Source organism: Streptomyces sp. ML-6, from assembly GCF_030116705.1.
Taxonomy (GTDB): Bacteria; Actinomycetota; Actinomycetes; order Streptomycetales; family Streptomycetaceae; genus Streptomyces.
In genome coordinates this window covers 142,481-158,607 of record NZ_JAOTIK010000001.1, presented here as the reverse complement: position 1 = coordinate 158,607, position 16,127 = coordinate 142,481, and the positions used below count along the sequence as shown (strand labels likewise).

The following is a 16,127-nucleotide window of genomic DNA, read 5'->3' as shown; positions in this document are numbered from 1 at the left end:
ACACACATGTTCACCGATGAGGCCGCGCTCGAAGAGCGGCTCGCCACCCCCACCCCCGCCCTGACCGCCGACCTCGGCCGCCTGGAGGGCGACCTGCTCATCCTCGGCGCCGGCGGCAAGATGGGCCCCAGCCTGTGCCGGCTGGCCCGCCGGGCGCTGGACGCCGCCGGCCGCCCCGATGTGACCGTGTACGCGGTCTCCCGCTGGTCCGACAAGTCCGCCGCCGACGAACTGGAGGCCGCCGGCATCTCCACCGTCGCCTTCGACCTCATGGACCCGGCCGCCGACCTGGCCGAGCTGCCGGACGCCGGGAACGTCGTCTTCATGGTCGGCGCCAAATTCGGCTCCGCCGGGGCCCCTTCACACGCCTGGGCGGTGAACGCCGCCCTGCCCGACCGGGTGGCGCGCCGCTGGCCCACGGCGCGGATCGCCGCGTTCTCCACCGGCAACGTGTACCCGCTGGTGCCGGTCTCCTCCGGCGGCTGCACCGAGAGCGACCCCGTCGGCCCGGTCGGCGAGTACGCCATGTCCTGCCTGGGCCGCGAACGCATCTTCGACCACGCGGCCCTCACCCGCGGCACCAGGGTCGCCAACATCCGCCTCAACTACGCCGTCGACCTGCGCTACGGCGTCCTCGCCGACATCGCCCACCGCGTCCACACCGGCCAGAGCGTCGACGTGACGACCGGTCACGCCAACGTGGTCTGGCAGGGATACGCCAACGAAGTCGCCCTGCGCACCCTGCTGCACGCCACCGACGGCGAGGCCTTCACCCTCAACCTCACCGGCCCCGAAACCGCCCCGGTGCGCCGCCTCGCCCACTGGTTCGGCGAGGAATTCGGCAAGGAGCCGGTCGTCGCCGGCGAGGAAGCGCCCACCGCGCTGCTCTCCGACGCCAGCCGCTGCCACGCCCTGTTCGGCTACCCGGACGTCTCCCTGCGCACCCTCGTCGAATGGCAGGCCGACTGGCTGCGCCGCGGGCTGCCGCTGTCCGGCAAGCCCACCAAGTTCCAGGTCCGCGACGGAAGGTTCTGATCCCCGTGTCCACTCCCTCCCTCCTGTCCGGAACCCCCTCCGGCGCCCCTTCCGTCTCTTCCGGTGCCCTGGACGTGCTCGCCCGCGGTGCGGTGATCCCCGCGCACCCGCTCGCCCTGCACGACGACGGCTCCTTCGACGAGCGCCGCCAGCGCGCACTGACCCGCTACTACCTCGCCTCGGGCGCGGGCGGCGTCGCCGTCGCCGTGCACACCACCCAGTTCGAGATCCGCGAACCGGAAGTCGGCCTCTTCCGGCCGGTCCTGGAACTGGCGGCCGAGACCATCGACACCGAGGCCGGCCGCCCCTTCATCAAGATCGCCGGGGCCTGCGGCTACACCGCCCAGGCCGTCGCCGAGGCCGAGACCGCAGCCGAACTCGGCTACGACGCCGTGCTGCTGAGCCCCGCCGTGCCCGGCGCGGACGAGAAGGGCCTGCTGGACCGGGCCCGCGCCGTCGGCGAAGTGCTGCCGGTGATCGGCTTCTACCTCCAGGAAGCCGTCGGCGGCCGCTACCTCTCGCCGCACTTCTGGTCCTCGTTCACCGACCTCCCCAACACCGCCGCCGTCAAGATCGCCCCCTTCGACCGCTACCGCACCGCCGACGTCATCCGCGCCGTGACCGCCGCCGACCGCGCCGACCAGGTGGCCCTGTACACCGGCAACGACGACGACATCATCGGCGACCTCCTCACCCCCTACGGCACCACACCCGACGGACCCCGCTGGTTCGCCGGCGGCCTCCTCGGCCAGTGGGCCGTATGGACCAGCTCCGCCGTCACCCTCCTCGACGACATCCGCCACGCACGCACCGGAAACCACGACGCCATGGTGCGCTGCCTGGCCCGCCGCCCCGAACTCACCGACGCCAACAGCGCCGTCTTCGACGTACGCGGCGCATTCCGCGGCTGCATCGCCGGCGTCCACGAAGTACTGCGCCGCCAGGGCCTGCTGGCGAACACCCGCTGCCTCGATCCGAAGGAGGTCCTGTCTCCCGGACAGGCCGAGGAGATCACCCGGGTCGCCACGGCCTACCCCTGGCTCACCGACGACGCCTTCGTCACGGAGCACCTCGATGCCTGGCTCTCCTGACCCGGGGACGGCCCGCCTGCCGCGGGCCGTCGTCGCCGTCCCCCGCACCTGCGCGAGCAGTTCTTCACCCCCCAGGTGTGGCAGGAGCTGGAACGGGCCGCGGAGCTGACCGTCCTCGACCACCACACCGACCGGGCGGCGGTGACGGCGGCGCTGCCCGGCGCCCGAGCCCTGATCACCTCCTGGGGAACACCCCGCCTCAGCGAGGAACTCCTCGACGCCGCCGACCGGCTGGAACTGGTCGCCCACACCGGCTCGGCGGTCGCCCCGTACGTCACCGAGGAAGTCTTCCGGCGCGGCATCCTCGTCACCCAGGCCGGCGACGCGATGGCCCGCCCGGTCGCCGAAGTCGCCCTCGCCTTCACCCTCACCCTGCTCCACCGCATCCACCGCTTCGACCACGCCCTGCACAACGGAGCCGACTGGAACGAAGCCGGCCAGGCCCCGCCACGCCACGAGATCCACGGCAGCCCCATCGGGGTCATCGGCGCCTCCCGCACCGGGCGCGCGTACATCGCCCTGGCGAGGGCACTGGGGGCACGGGTGGGCGTGAGCGACCCGTACCTCTCCGAGGCGGACGCGCGGGAGCTCGGCGTGGAGCGCGTACCGCTCGACGAACTGCTGCGTGGCAGCCGGATCGTCGCCGTGCACGCCCCGGCCACCGCCGAGACCCGGCGCATGCTGGGCGCGCGCGAACTGGCGCTGATGCCCGACGGCGCCGGTCTGGTCAACACCGCCCGTTCCTGGCTCGTCGACGAGGACGCACTGCTCACCGAGCTGGCCACGGGCCGGCTGGACGCGGCGATCGACGTCTTCGACACCGAACCACTGCCAACGGACCACCCGTTCCGCTCCCTGCCGAACGCACTGCTCACCCCGCACCAGGCGGCGGGCACCACCGAATGCCGGCAGCAGCTCGGCGCAAGCGCCGTCGAGGAGGTGCTGCGGTTCCTGCGTGGTGATCCACCCTTGCACTTCGTGGGGCCGGAGGCACTGGCTCGCGTCCTTTGATCACTTGATCGCAACCACAACCGGGCCCAGAGGCCGACCAGTTGTTCCTCGACCCCGAAGGCATCCCTGTTGCCTTCGGGGTCGAGGTACTCCTGGAGGTCGTAGAAGACGCGTGGCGGGTTTCTGCTTCGGGGTGGGTGGAGGCGTGGCGGGACAAGGCCAACTCGCCACCGCCACCGGGGCCTGGTGATTCCCGCTCCCTGGGACGCCGCGGGATGAGGACAATCGCCACGATGCTGTCCAGGACGGGTCGGACGCCGTGATCACACCGGCCACCCCGACGATCGCCCCACTCGTGACCAGCTGTACCGGGACAGCCCTGAGCCGTCCAGGAACCTTCCCGGTCGCCAGGACCCTTACGTTCTCAGTGCGGATGAGGGCATTCTTTGGCCGGAAAACGACCCTGCCTCGTACTGTCGCAGCGTTTCGATGCCCGGATCGTCAGGGCCAGGACTGAAGTGGCGGAATCTTTCCCACGGGTGAAGGCCCCAGGGAGGGGGAGTGGTGGCGGCGCTTTTCACAGGGGGAGGTTGAGTGTCAAGTGAATTTTGATGACAGGGTGGCGCAATGCGACTCCCATGATCAATAGTCACATATGGGGCATAGATTGGGGAATCTTTACTTCCTTTTAAAGGGCTGTTGACACGAGTGATCATCGGCACTTAGGTTCCTGAACGGAAAGTTCTGGCGTTCGGCATGGAAGCCTGTAGCAGATATTTCTTCCTCGCAGGAGCACGAGTCATTGGGCGCGGGAAATATCCGTTACTTTCCATGCACGCCCTGACTATGAACGGGAGTTGCATCATGAGCACGGATCTTCTCATCGCAGCGGCTGACGAGGAACTGAGCGACCTCGACCTCGACGTCCACTTCATGTCGAGTGGCGACGTGGCCGACCAGATGTACAGCTGTGCGGTCGACAGCATGGGCAACGGGTCCAGCACCTCCAACGGTTGGCGCACCTGCTGCGCGTAATCATCCCGTGAGGGATATTCGGAAATGCCAGGCCTGTGAAAAGGGGCTCAGCCTTCTTTTCATGGGCCTGGCGGCTCGTTCTTATGGAGGCAGGGGATGAAGACGGGTTACTTCACGTCACAGGAACCGCTGATGCTTCGTGCGGTGGCCACCTCTCAAAGCCCGGCTGAAATTCCCTCGCCTCCGGCGAGCGAAACGTACGAATTCTGCGACATGGATCTCCTGGCCCAGATCCGGCTTCTGGCATCGGACCGACGCCTCCGCGACGCCGTGACGGTGTCGAGCCCGTCTCTCGACAAGACGCTGGAACGGCTGCTCGAGGGCGCGGAACTGCCGCGGAAGCGCCTGATGAAGATGGCCGTCTCGCTCACCAAGTACGCCCTGCGCATAGCCGGCCGGCCGACACCTTTCGGCCTGCACGCCGGAGTCTCCGTTCTGGAGACGGCGGGCACCGCGCGCGTGGAGCACACGGAGCGCCGTGTGAGAGCACGGTTCGACGAGGCATGGTTCTCCGAGGTGGCGCGGACCCTGCTGACGTACCCGAGCGTGCGCCACTCGCTGACCGTCGTCGTCACCAACCTCAGCCACGTCCGCGGGGACAGGCTCGTGCTGCCCAGCACGCAAGCCCCGGACGGCACGGGGGAGAAGGGCAGCGGCCAGGCGAGCATCCGCATGACCCGGCTCCTGGCCACCGTCCGTGAGACGGCGGCGAGGCCGATCCGGTACGCGGAGCTGGCCGACCGGCTGGCCGGCACCATGCCCGACACCCCGGCCGAACAGATCGACCGCTACCTCCTCGGGCTCGTGCAGAACGGCGTCCTGCTCACCTCGCTGCGCCCCGACCTCCTCGACGAGCTGCCGCACGACGGCACCTGTCCGGAGGCCGACACGATGCGGGAGCTCCGCACCCGCCTGCGCCGTTACGAGGAGCGCCCGGAATCGACGGAAGGGATCGAGGAGCTCAGGGCAGCCTCCCGTACGGCCAGTGGTCTCGCCGAGACGGCGAAGGGCGCCATCCAGGTGGACTTGGACCTGGGGATCCGGGCCGCTGTCCCGCCCGGCGTGCTCGCGGAGGTCAATTCGTACGCGTCCTCGATGTGGCGCATCACTCCCGACGAGCCCTCGCACCCGCACATGGTGTCGTACTTCTACGCGTTCATGGACCGCTACGGCAAGTACGGGGCGGTCCGGCTCGAGCAGCTCGTCGACTCGCACCGCGGCCTGGGCTTCCCCACCGGCTACCGCCACCCCCTCGTCAACTCCCGGGTCTTCCCCGACGTCACGGGCACGAAGGACGAGCTCCGCCAGGCGCGGCGCGAAGAGCACGTGGCTGTGCTGCTGCACAGCGGACTGACGCACCCGGACGGAGAGGTCGTCCTGGACGAGTCCGATGTGGAACTGCTCGCGGACAGCACACAGGCACCCCCGTACGACATGGACCTCTGCTTCCAGCTCAGGGCCCGGGACACCGACGCCCTGAACGCCGGTGACTTCGAGCTGGTCTCGTCACCACTGGTCGGCGCGCGTGTCATGGGTGCCACCATGGGGCGGTTCGCGGAACTGACCGGCAGCGTGGACCGGCTCGCCGCGCTCTACGCCTCCGGCCACTCCTCCGGTGTTCACGCGCAGGTCTTCTTCGAGCCGACCTCGGCGCGCGCCCGCAACGTGATGCGCACGCCGCGCCTCGTCCCCTTCACCCTCCCCATCGGCACCTTCGCCGGCCGGGAGGACGGCAGCCGTCCCATCGACTGGCGAGAACTCGTCGTCCACTCCGACGGAACGAGGCTCCGCCTTCACTGGCCGCGTGAGGACACGGAGGTGCACCCCTTCGTCCCGCACATGCTCGCACTGCAGGGGGGCGCGCCGAACCTGGCGAGGTTCCTCAGCGAACTGCGGTACACGAGCGGCCGGAAGGCCTGGCGCGAATGGAACTGGAAGGGGTACGACGCGCTGCCCATGCTGCCGCGCGTCCGTATCGGCAAGGTCGTCGCCTTCCCCAGGACCTGGCGTGCCACCCCTGCCCTGCGCCAGGCCGCGGGGGACCCTTCGGCCTGGCACGAGGCGGTCTCGCGGTGGCGCGATGCGTCACGCGTCGACCGACGGGTCGGCGTCGTGGACCAGGACCGCGTCTACGGGCTGGACCTCGACGACGCCTTCCACCGCGAGATCCTCCGCCGCGACCTGCTCAAGGGCGGGATCACCCTGATGGAGGCACCGGGCAGGGCCGAGGAGGACTTCGGCTGGCTCCAGGGCCGGTCCAACGAGATCGTGGTCCCGCTGCGCGGGAGGGCCGAACCGGACAGTCCCCGGCCGCCGCACCCGCCGGCAGTGATCGAGCCCGTGCACCACGGTCTCGGCGGCGACTGGGCGTACGTACGGCTCTACGCCGACCTCGACACCCATGACGAGTTGATCGCACACCATCTGCCGCACGTGATAAGGGAGCTGGCCGATCTGGCCGACCAGTGGTTCTTCATCCGCTTCAACGATCCGGAACCGCATGTCCGCCTGCGTCTGCACAGCGCCGATGCGAGGACGACGGACCGGATGCACGAGCGGCTGCACGAGAACCTGCGGGCCCTCATCCGCAAGGGGCTCCTCCGCCGCGCCAGTGCCGAGTCCTACGAGCCGGAGACCGAGCGCTACGGCGGCCCCGAGGCGCTGTCGCTCGCCGAGAGGATCTTCTGCGTCGACAGTCAGGTAGCCGTCAACCAGATCCGTCTGTTGAACCGTGGCCAGACCCTCGGCGTCACCGCCAACACCGTCCTGGTGGCCGACTACGCGTCCCTGCTGGAAGCCCTCGGGGTGGACTGGACCACATGGGCGGCGGAACGGTTCATGAAGTCCAGGGACGGGGCCGTCGGGCGTGACCAGATCGACGAGGTGTGCCGGATCGTGACGGCCAAGGATGTCGCACGAAGCGTCACCGAACGCCTTCCGGCCCTCGACCTGGTACGGGCCTGGGGAGACAACGCTGCTGCGCGCGGCTACGGCGAGAGCATCGCGCGGGATCCGTCCCGGTTCTCCGAGAAACAGCAGAACTACGCCATCTCCAGCCTTCTCCACATGCAGCACAACCGTCTCGTTGGTGTGAACCCGGAGAACGAGGAACGGAGCCTCATCCTGCTCGGCCACGCGGCGCGAAGGCTGCGACACCGATGACCGACAGAATCAACCACGTACACCGGGTCTGCCAGGACGTCTCGGCCAGGCTCGTCGAACCCGCCTCCGTCGTGAGGACGTTCACCGACGCGCTGGGCGACGGCGCGACCCCGGCGCAACTGGAGGCACAGACCCGGAGCCTGGGCAGCGGGCTGCCCGGCGTGGCCCTCCTCTTCGGCGACTGCGCACCTCCCGGCCTGCGGATGGACCGCGTCTCACACCGGCATTTCACCGCGGCCGTCCAGTTGCTGCAGCGCGGTCCGGCCAGTGACCCCGGCCTTCACTCCGGGATCAGCGGCCTGGCGCTGTCGCTCCTTCTGTGCCGTGGGAGCAGCAGCGGGTACGGACGCGCCCTGCAGCAGCTCGACGCTTCCCTGAGCGGCATCGTGGCAGCGATGTCCACCTCCGTCGAACGCGACCCCATCGGTGACCGGGCCCGCTTCGACACCATCAGCGGTCTGGCGGGCGTGGGCCGGTACGCCCTGCTGAGGGGCGCCCCGATGCGGGACACCCTCATGGCGGTCCTGAAGGCACTGGTCGCTCTCGGAACGAATCATTCCGTCGACGGCCACCACATCCCCGGCTACTGGACGTTGACGAGACCGCGCGGCGGGCTCGTCGCCTCGCCACGCGCCGGCAACCTGAACCTCGGCATGTCGCACGGCATCGCCGGCCCGCTGGCACTTCTGGCCCTCGCCCACAAACAAGGAGTGTCCGTACCCGGCCAGCTGAAAACGATGGAGATGCTGGCCGCCATCTACCGGGATCGGGCCCGGACGGGGGAGCACGGTGTCTCCTGGCCCGACTTCATCTCGTGGGACGCGTGGCTTTCCGGTGACACCGACGAGGAGAGCGGAAGAACGGCGTGGTGTTACGGCAGTCTCGGCATCGCCTCGGCGCTGCGCCTTGCGGCGGACGCGACCGGTCAGGAGGAACTGCGCCTGCTGGCCCATTCGGCCGTGGAATCCATGGTCCGCGTACCGCTGGACCAATGGCCGGTGCGGAGCGCCGGGCTCTGCCACGGCTGGGCCGGTGCGCTCAACTGCCTCAAGTTCTTCGCGACGGGGCCCCATGCGGAGGAGGTGAACCGCGTTCGCGGAGAGATCGCCGATGTGGTTCTCCGGCTCTACGACGAACAAGAACCCTTCGGGTTCGGATACCCGGACGAAGACGGCCGGACGACACTCGCGCTCCCGGGTTTCCTCGACGGCGCCACCGGCGTCGTCCTGGCACTGGACGCCTACGCCTCGGGAAGCACCGAGGCGGCGCCGTGGGACGCGGCGCTCCTGCTGGCCTGACAGCAGCCCGGCGGACGATCGGAACAGGTGGGGAAAACAGACATGCGGTGGTCAGGGAAATTTCGAGTGCCGCGGCCGGGCCGCGCACGCGCACTGACGACGACCGAGCAGATCAGCGCGATCACGCATCTGGTCGCAGCTCTCGAGTCGCTGACGAACGAGCGCCGGACGCGCAACGCGCCCCTCGTGGACTGGGACCTGGTCCGTGAGGAGTTTGCGTGGGCGCCTCCCCCCGTACAACGGGCCCTGGACTTCGTCGGCCGGCCGCGGGTGAGCCGGTCGATTCAGATCGCCCGCGTGGCCGCGGCTGCGACGCTCCTGGTGCCGTCGACAGGGCGCCGGACCAGAGCGGCCGCCGGATCCTTCCTCGCCCTGTCCTCCCTGGCGGTCAATCCTCGCCAGCACTTCGGGACGGACGGATCCGACCAGGTGGCCTTCACGGTGCAGGGAGTCGCTGCCGTGGCCCGGCTGAGCGAGCGGCAGCCGAAGGTGGTCGACGCCTGCCTCTGGTTCATCGCACTCCAGTCGGCCCTCTCGTACTTCGCCGCCGGCGTCACCAAGCTCGCTGGCCCGGGCTGGCGTTCGGGCGAAGCGCTGCCCGGCATCCTCCGGACCGAGATCTACGGCGACGAGGGAGCGTACCGGCTCACGCAGCGCTTCCCGGAACTGTCGAAGTACGTGAGCCACGGGGTGCTGTTGTTCGAGTGCGCATTTCCCGTGATCTTCGTGGCGAAGGGGAGGACGGCTCCTCTCATGCTGGCCGTCTCCGGCTCCTTCCACCTGGTCAACGCCCGGGTCATGGGGCTCTCGCGCTTCGTGTGGGCCTTCTTCTCCACCTATCCCGCCATCCTTTACGTGACGCGTCCGAACATGATCGGCACAGCGGAGGGACGCCGTGGACACCAGGGATGACACGCTGCCGCGCCTGATTGCCACGGTGTTCGGCACTGCTCTGCTCGCAGGAGCGGTCGCGCAGCGACGGACGGCCCGCCGGGTCGCGCGGGGGAGCGGTTCGGAGCGCTTCGTACGCACCGGCAGCGGCAGCACCATCGCATATCGGCTCAGGCCTGCACCTCGCCCCGCGCTCGCCGCGGATCCCGTGGTGGTGCTCCTGCCGGACCTGGGCGACACCGTGGAGCGATGGAGCGCGGTCGAGGCCGCGCTCGGCGAGGACTTCTCGGTCCTGGCGGCCAACCGCGCCGGTTATGGCAGAAGCCGCCTCGGAAACACCGTCGCGTTCTCTCTTGACCTGCTCGTGAAGGACACTGCGGACCTCGTGCGGGTGACGTGCGAGGGCCGTCGCGTGGTACTGGTCGGCCACGGCCTCGGCGGACTCCTCGCCCTGCGGGCCGCAGCGGACGCACCCCAGCTGGTCGACGGAGTGGTGGTGATCGACCCCCGGTACCCGGGCGAGCTGCATCGGTCGAAGCTGCTTCGATCACTCTCCGAGCAAACCGGATTCGGCTTCACCCTGATGCCGCAGTCCCTGCGCTCCGGCCTCTCCCCGCTGCTGCTGGCGCCCCCGTGGATCGAGCAGGTCCCCCGACACGTGAGGTCGCTCTGCCTGGATCAGTACCGCGCGGCCTCGACCTGGACCGCGGCGGAACGCGAGTGGCGGGCCGCACATCGGGAACTGGCCGAGCCGGCCGCGATACCGAAGGTCCCCGTCCCCGTGTCCCTGCTCATGTCGAGCCCCAGGAACGCCGAGAGCCTCGCATACCAGGAGATGCACGCGGAACTCATGGACCTGCCCGACTTCGCCGGCAGCACGGTCCTCGACGACGTCAGGCGAGAAGAAGTGCCGTACCAGGAAGGAGCGAAGAGGATCGTCCATGGGACAAGACGCTTTCTGCATGACCTCTACGAGGTGGAGACCGACCGTTGAGCCGCACTGTTCTCGACCGTTCCGTTCGCATCGCTCTCGCGGGCTGGTTCACCGCGACGGTCCTCAGCCAGCACCCCCACCGGGTGTTCGACGGGCTGCGGCAGTTCGACCGTCTCGGCCTCATCCCGAACTGGCGGTTCTTCGCGCCCATCCCCGCCCAGCACGACTACGTGGTGCTGTACCGCCTCGTGCACGCCGACCGCTCGACCGGCGGGTGGCAGCGGCCGTCGCAACCGTGCGAGAGGGGCTGGACCTCCGCCCTGTGGTCCCCGCAGCGGCGGCACGTCAAGTCCGTTCTCATGGTCTGCGGCAAGTTGAGCGGAGTCGTCGCATCCGCCGGCGTCCGGGGGATCACGGAGAACCACCTGTACCGAATCCTCCGGGAGTACGTCCGCGCCGAGATCGCCTCGTGCCCCGCGAGCGAGCGGGAGAACGCTGTGGCGTTCCAGTTCGTCGTCGTCAAGAGCGGTGGCTACGATCCGGGCGTCAAGCCCAAATTCATCTTCTCCTCGCCGTCCGTTCCGCTGTGATCGCGCCCGATTTTCTCTCGTACCTATGGGGGTTGATGTGCAAAGGAGCACGATGATGCCCGACATCGGGCTCATGATGCCCGTCGGAGGCGCGCGGATGCAGGCCGTCCTGCCCTACGCCGCGCTCGCCCAGTCGAGGGGCGGGCGCACGCTCTGGCTCGGCCAGGTACTGAGCGGCGACACCCACCATCCGTTCATTCACGCGGCGGCGGCCGGATTTCCGGTTCCCGCGGGCATCGGCGTGTCGCTGATGCCGCTGCGCCACCCTTACGACGCGGCTGTCCAGGCCCAGTCGGTGGCCGCCGCGACCGGGCACCCGGTCGTCGCCGGCTACGGTCCCGGCAGCGTCTCGTTCCAGAAGAGGCTTCTGGGCGCCCCCTACCGAAGCCAGCTGGGAGCGGTACGGGAGTACGTGAGCATCCTGAAAGGGCTGCTGGACGGGGAAGAGACAGCCGTCACGGGCGAGTACTTCTCCTTTCACGGCAGACTCCCCAAGGTCACTCGTCCCCGGGTCGAGGTGGGCCTGGGCGTGCTCCGGCCAGGGATGGCGCGGCTTGCCGGAGAGACGGCCGATGTCGCGATCACCTGGCTGGCGCCTGCCGCATACATCCGTGACGTGATCGTGCCGGCGCTGCGAGAGGGAGCAGCCGCTCGCGGCCGCGCAGTCCCGCGCGTCGTCGCAATGGTGCCTGCCGCGCTGGACAAGGCCGGTCGGGCGACGGAAGAGCTCGTCCTCGCCGGAAACCGGGCCCATCTCGCTCTGCCCCACTACCGGGACATGCTGAGGCAGGCCGGCATGGACACCGATGTGGAAGCGGACCCGGTGAAGGCGGCGAGGACCCTCGTCGATGGTGGTGTCTTCCTGTACGGGGACGCGGCCGAACTGAAGGACCGTGTGGCCGAGTACGCGGCGGCCGGAGTGGACGAAGTCGTGGTCAGCGCCGGTGGTGTGGTCGCCCTCGAGGGGCCACGAGCCGGTCTTTCGGAGACGCAGGCCCTCCTGGCCGCGTTGGGGCATCCCGCGGTCTGACCGATCGCATGCGGATCGCACAGCAACCGAGGAGAGGCATGGAGCAGTCGGAGGACCTCCGTCGCGTGGAGGCGACGCCCGGGGGTGCGCCAGGCGTGGAGCCGACGGTCGAGGAATACGTCCTGCGAGTGGGGGCACGGGATGTCGGGTCCCTTCGTCTGGCCACGGGCGGGGGAGCGCCCGTCGGCAGGATCCACTCGTTCCAGGTGGAAGACGACGATCACGAACGCCGTCTCGCCCTCCGGGCGGTGCGCGCAGCGGAGCGAGTGCTGCTCAGCGCAGGATGCGATCACGTTCTCCTGACGCTTCCCTCCTTCCGGTTCGGCGATCTCCCGATGCTGTCGCGGGCCGGATACAAGGAGTTCGCCTACGACCTGGGCAAGCGGATCGGCCCGGGCAACGGGGTCGGTACGGAACTCGGCGAGGGCTATGCGACCGTGTGCGCGTCGCAGGCCGGGCGGGAGTCGTGGGAGCGGGGCTTCCTGCGCGGGTACGCGACAGTGCTGCGCGACCTGGGGCTGCCCGGCGACTACGCGGAGTCCAGCGCACGGAAGACCCTCACCTCCCTCGCACGACTGGGTGGAACAGCGGGGTCCTACCGGCTCCAGGACTTCTTCCATGGGGGCGAGCACATCGGACGCCTATGCCTCGGCAGGAGCGCGGACGGCCGCACGGCATTCGTCCACGACATAGGAGTCGAGAAGAAACATCAGGGACGAGGGCATGGGCGAGTGCTGCTCCAAGTTGCGGAGAACCATGCCGCGTCCGCGGGAAACACCGACCTGGCTCTGACCGTGTTCAGGGAGAACACACGGGCCACCCATCTGTACCGGTCGACAGGTTTCAGCCGAACATCCATCCACCTGATGCGCCGGCTCGTTCGGATGCCGTAGAAGCGCCCGCCCAGCGGCGGATCACGGGCTTCGGTCCGGAGATGCGGCACCTCCGGACCGCACGCCCACACAACTCCAGCGGGCACTTCCTCCGCGCAGGCATCGTCCGGGCTCCTCTCATGAGACCCAGCCGACCTTCTGCCACCCATCCCCGCGCCTCGGGGGAACCTCCTCGTACATCCCGCGCTCCGCCGTGCCGGTGCCGGTGCCGGTGCCGGTGCCGGTGCCGGTGCCGGTGCCGGGACCAGGGCCGTCGCCGTCGCCGTGCCGGGTTGTAATGCCCGTGTCCGGGGCGCCCTTGGGTGCGGTGAAGGATGTGGGGCGCACCGCCGACGAATGGAGGTAGCACATCACGAGTACCGGATAGCGGTTCCGTACCCCTGGTAGATCGTCTGGGTCTCGATTGACTCGCCCGACAAGAAGCCCACCCTCGTGTGCGTGTCTGACGCCGCGACGAACCGCACCGCAATGACGGCGTCAGCTGCTTGGCTCGTGGCTATCGCCTCAAGGTTGGAGTACGCCTCGGTGAGGTTCCGGGCCTCAGCACCCCAGATGATCCAACTCAGTGCTATCTCACGCCCCGTCATTGGCGAATCAGTAGTGGTCATAGGAACCGGTTGGCTCTGTCTCCTCATCTCATCAGTGTGACGGGGAGCGCAAGGCCAATGAAGCCCTGCCACCCTGCCGCCCACGACAAAGTGTCCTCGCACCGCGAAACCCGGCGGGGGCGTCGACGTTTCCCGTCAGCCGGCAGCGGAACGGCGGTGCTTCGTGACGAGCGAGATATCCGCTGGGCGCCATGCCAGAGAAGGCCGCCCCGAATCCTGCGAGGGTGGCCGGCGCTCGGGTCGGACCGGAAGAGTGACGTCTCCGCGCCCGCATCCGCAGGATGCCCTGATGAACCAAACTCACGAACACGGCCTTCGTGCTGCCCCACTCTGTGACAGAGCACAGGATCAGACGAAGACCGCCTCCACGTCCGCTGAAAAGCGAAAACACTGACCCATTCCGATCCGCGCTCGAAACCGGCCGTTGAACGACAAGATCAGTACCTGCTCCTAAAGACCCGGGGCATGTTTTGCCAGGTCAGGAATCGAACGCTGGTGGTTCCGAGGAGAGAGCAGGGACAGCGACCACCGGCTCCACGAGATCAGTCCCGCTGGGTTTAACGGAAGGATGGCCGCCCGCTCAAAACGGTTGCTCCAAGGCAACACGCGACAGACACTGTCACGGTGTTTTCAGATGCTGACGCTGCCGCTCTGTACGACCTGCTGAACCCGTGGGATCCGGGCCGACGGCCCGAAGATGCCTTCTACTTCCCACTGGTGATGGGCGCTGAGACGGTTCTGGACGTCGGCTGCGGCACCGGGGCCATGCTGCACCTGGCACGTGAACGCGGCCATGCTGGCCGGCTGGTGGGCCTCGACCCGGACCATGCCGCGCTGGAGCGGGCCCGACGTCGAGCCGACATCGAGTGGATCGACGGCACCGCGGCGGAGGCCGAGCGCGGTGCCGACTTCGAGCTGGCGACGATGATGGGGCATGCCTTCCAGAACCTGATCACCGATCAGGACGTGCGCGCCTCGCTCGCCGGGATCCATGGCGCGCTGCGCCCGGGTGGGCGTTTCGTGTTCGAGACGCGTCATCCGCAGGCACGAGCCTGGGAGGGATGGACATCCTCGAATCCGGCCGACGTGACCGAGGTGGTCGACGAGTCCGGTCGAGCGCTTCGGTACTGGCACGGTGTCGACTCCATCGTGGGCGACGTGGTCAGCATCAGCGGCACGTTGGCCGAGTTGGATGGCACGGTGCTCCGAGGTTTCACCGAAGACCTTCGGTTCCTCGACGTCGCCACGCTCAACGGGTTCTTGGCCAAGGCGGGCTTCGAGGTCGAGGCACAGTACGGTGACTGGAACATGGCACCGATCGGCAGCTCCAGCCGCGAGATCATCACGATCGCCCGCCGCGGATAGCCGAAGACCTGTCGGGCCCTGTCAGCGCCTTCTCTGAGCCTTCTCCGGCCATGTTGCCCGGGTTGCGTTTCTCCGTTCGCCCAGCTCGGGGTTCGAACGGAGAGGCTTGGGTGGCAAGGCCGGCTGGTCGGCGGCAACGGCCAGCCTCCGCGCCTGGGCGATCAGGGGTTCTGCCGGCCGGCCGTCGCGGCGGCCCTTGGGTGACGGCGCGAGCCCGTGTGATCCAATGCCTGCGGAGCCAGGACCTCGCGAAGGGAAACACGAAGGCATGTCGACGGTCATACCTGTGCCCGACAACTGGCAGTCAACGTTCGACAGTTGGGACGATCTCCGGAACGGATACCCTGACGAGGACGAGGACGAGACGGTGCGCCACTGCGTCCGCCAACTCGAGACGACGTCGTCGGGGTCGGAGGGCGATCCCGTGCTGTTCTGGACACTGGGCCTGGTGATGCTCGCCCCCTACGTGGCCTTCGGCAACCCCGGCCCGGGAGTCGAGGACGAGGCCGTCGCCGTACTGAGCCGGGTCGCGCGCGATGACGACAGCAGGACGTGCACGCACGTCTGGCATCCGTACGAGGTCGACCTGGACGATGTGGTCGAGCATCTTCCCGCCTACCTGGAGGTGCTGGGCTCCCCAGCGAACCAGGCACTCGACAGCCTGCTTCCTGAGGATCTGCTTCCCGAAGCCTCCCTGGATGAACCCGAGGACGAGGAGACCGAACCCGCGAACCTCTCCGGTCCCGAGATGCTCGCCCGCTGGCAGTGCCCGCGTACCGCACCGGGATTCGCCTGCGCGGCCCTCGATTACCTGGGCGCAACCATCCGCTGAGGGCGACGACCCCTCGAGTGCAAGTAGTTGAGCGGTTGGTGGACCCGGCTCTCCGACCTGCGCACGACCACCTTCAGGGCAGGGACGTATCGCTGTACCTCACTGGCCATGCGCGGGGGTACGCCGACAGCCTTGATAAGCCTTGATCGTCAGGTTCGGGAAGACCTTCGCCCAGGCGATGGTGATCTCGGGGTGCATCAGCCGCAGCCGGAACAGCACTTCCTCGGCGGCGTTGCAGTCGGTCATGGGGGCCGGGGGTCTCGCAGGCCGGGCCCGCCGGTCAGGGATCGGTGTCGGTGTAGTCGGCGATGACGTCGAGCGTGGAGTCGACCGAGGCGGGTCAGGTGCCGGGTGACGGCGCGACGGTTGATGGCCGACGGAGCGTTGGCGTGTGCCATGGATGCCTTCCTGC

Annotated in this window: 15 protein-coding genes and 1 pseudogene; 13 read left to right on the top strand and 3 right to left on the bottom strand. The window is 68.7% G+C overall.

What is annotated here, in order from left to right; all coding sequences use genetic code 11:
- Positions 1-6 precede the first annotated feature (6 nt).
- The 11 genes from OCT49_RS00795 (at position 7) to OCT49_RS00745 (ending at position 12,910) form a co-directional block, all read left to right on the top strand.
- Positions 7-1,035, top strand: a complete 1,029-nt coding sequence (locus OCT49_RS00795) for an NAD-dependent epimerase/dehydratase family protein (protein WP_283849942.1) — start codon at positions 7-9, stop codon at positions 1,033-1,035.
- A 23-nt stretch (positions 1,036-1,058) separates the two neighbouring features.
- Positions 1,059-2,126: a dihydrodipicolinate synthase family protein gene (locus OCT49_RS00790; RefSeq protein WP_283855629.1), complete on the top strand. Its 1,068-nt coding sequence runs from the start codon at positions 1,059-1,061 to the stop codon at positions 2,124-2,126.
- A gap of 75 nt (positions 2,127-2,201) precedes the next feature.
- On the top strand, positions 2,202-3,137 hold the full coding sequence (locus OCT49_RS00785) for a hydroxyacid dehydrogenase (protein WP_283849941.1): 936 nt from the start codon (positions 2,202-2,204) through the stop codon (positions 3,135-3,137).
- 804 nt (positions 3,138-3,941) lie between these two features.
- A complete protein-coding gene (locus tag OCT49_RS00780) occupies positions 3,942-4,112 on the top strand; it encodes a hypothetical protein (protein ID WP_177328114.1) in 171 nt (56 codons plus the stop codon).
- 96 nt (positions 4,113-4,208) lie between these two features.
- The gene (locus OCT49_RS00775) at positions 4,209-7,274 is read left to right on the top strand and encodes a lantibiotic dehydratase (RefSeq protein WP_349632773.1); all 3,066 of its coding nucleotides are present in this window, start codon (positions 4,209-4,211) and stop codon (positions 7,272-7,274) included.
- Positions 7,271-8,572 (top strand): lanthionine synthetase C family protein, encoded by a 1,302-nt coding sequence (locus tag OCT49_RS00770; RefSeq protein ID WP_283849939.1) that lies wholly within the window; start codon positions 7,271-7,273, stop codon positions 8,570-8,572. Before OCT49_RS00775 ends, OCT49_RS00770 begins: the two co-directional genes overlap by 4 nt.
- Before the next feature lie 66 nt (positions 8,573-8,638).
- Positions 8,639-9,484, top strand: a complete 846-nt coding sequence (locus OCT49_RS00765) for an HTTM domain-containing protein (protein ID WP_283849938.1) — start codon at positions 8,639-8,641, stop codon at positions 9,482-9,484.
- On the top strand, positions 9,468-10,457 hold the full coding sequence (locus OCT49_RS00760) for an alpha/beta fold hydrolase (protein WP_283849937.1): 990 nt from the start codon (positions 9,468-9,470) through the stop codon (positions 10,455-10,457). Before OCT49_RS00765 ends, OCT49_RS00760 begins: the two co-directional genes overlap by 17 nt.
- Positions 10,454-10,987 carry a hypothetical protein gene (locus OCT49_RS00755; protein ID WP_283849936.1) on the top strand — a complete coding sequence of 178 codons (534 nt, stop codon included), beginning with the start codon at positions 10,454-10,456 and terminating at the stop codon, positions 10,985-10,987. Before OCT49_RS00760 ends, OCT49_RS00755 begins: the two co-directional genes overlap by 4 nt.
- A gap of 52 nt (positions 10,988-11,039) precedes the next feature.
- Complete coding sequence (locus OCT49_RS00750) at positions 11,040-12,017, top strand: LLM class flavin-dependent oxidoreductase (protein WP_283849935.1); 978 nt, start codon at positions 11,040-11,042, stop codon at positions 12,015-12,017.
- A 206-nt stretch (positions 12,018-12,223) separates the two neighbouring features.
- Positions 12,224-12,910: a GNAT family N-acetyltransferase gene (locus OCT49_RS00745; protein WP_283849934.1), complete on the top strand. Its 687-nt coding sequence runs from the start codon at positions 12,224-12,226 to the stop codon at positions 12,908-12,910.
- Between the two features lie 117 nt (positions 12,911-13,027).
- Here the strand turns inward: OCT49_RS00745 and OCT49_RS00740 are convergent, their stop codons facing one another.
- Together OCT49_RS00740 and OCT49_RS00735 are read right to left on the bottom strand one after the other, a co-directional pair.
- Positions 13,028-13,237: a hypothetical protein gene (locus tag OCT49_RS00740; protein ID WP_283849933.1), complete on the bottom strand. Its 210-nt coding sequence runs from the start codon at positions 13,235-13,237 to the stop codon at positions 13,028-13,030.
- Between the two features lie 23 nt (positions 13,238-13,260).
- Positions 13,261-13,497: a hypothetical protein gene (locus tag OCT49_RS00735; protein ID WP_283849932.1), complete on the bottom strand. Its 237-nt coding sequence runs from the start codon at positions 13,495-13,497 to the stop codon at positions 13,261-13,263.
- Positions 13,498-14,142: 645 nt separating this feature from the next.
- On the opposite strand from OCT49_RS00735, the gene OCT49_RS00730 reads away from it, so the two are divergent.
- Together OCT49_RS00730 and OCT49_RS00725 are read left to right on the top strand one after the other, a co-directional pair.
- A complete protein-coding gene (locus OCT49_RS00730) occupies positions 14,143-14,883 on the top strand; it encodes a class I SAM-dependent methyltransferase (protein WP_283849931.1) in 741 nt (246 codons plus the stop codon).
- A 268-nt stretch (positions 14,884-15,151) separates the two neighbouring features.
- A complete protein-coding gene (locus OCT49_RS00725) occupies positions 15,152-15,715 on the top strand; it encodes a hypothetical protein (protein ID WP_283849930.1) in 564 nt (187 codons plus the stop codon).
- 141 nt (positions 15,716-15,856) lie between these two features.
- Here OCT49_RS00725 and OCT49_RS00720 read toward each other — a convergent pair.
- Positions 15,857-15,970, bottom strand: a pseudogene (locus tag OCT49_RS00720) (IS5-like element IS4811 family transposase); the annotation flags it as partial.
- Positions 15,971-16,127: the final 157 nt, after the last annotated feature.

Coding starts and splice junctions, on each gene's coding strand:
- OCT49_RS00735 (WP_283849932.1), bottom strand. CDS start 13,497: ATGACGGGGCGTGAGATAGCACTGAGTTGGATCATCTGGGGTGCTGAG.
- OCT49_RS00795 (WP_283849942.1), top strand. CDS start 7: ATGTTCACCGATGAGGCCGCGCTCGAAGAGCGGCTCGCCACCCCCACC.
- OCT49_RS00725 (WP_283849930.1), top strand. CDS start 15,152: ATGTCGACGGTCATACCTGTGCCCGACAACTGGCAGTCAACGTTCGAC.
- OCT49_RS00780 (WP_177328114.1), top strand. CDS start 3,942: ATGAGCACGGATCTTCTCATCGCAGCGGCTGACGAGGAACTGAGCGAC.
- OCT49_RS00750 (WP_283849935.1), top strand. CDS start 11,040: ATGATGCCCGACATCGGGCTCATGATGCCCGTCGGAGGCGCGCGGATG.
- OCT49_RS00770 (WP_283849939.1), top strand. CDS start 7,271: ATGACCGACAGAATCAACCACGTACACCGGGTCTGCCAGGACGTCTCG.
- OCT49_RS00775 (WP_349632773.1), top strand. CDS start 4,209: ATGAAGACGGGTTACTTCACGTCACAGGAACCGCTGATGCTTCGTGCG.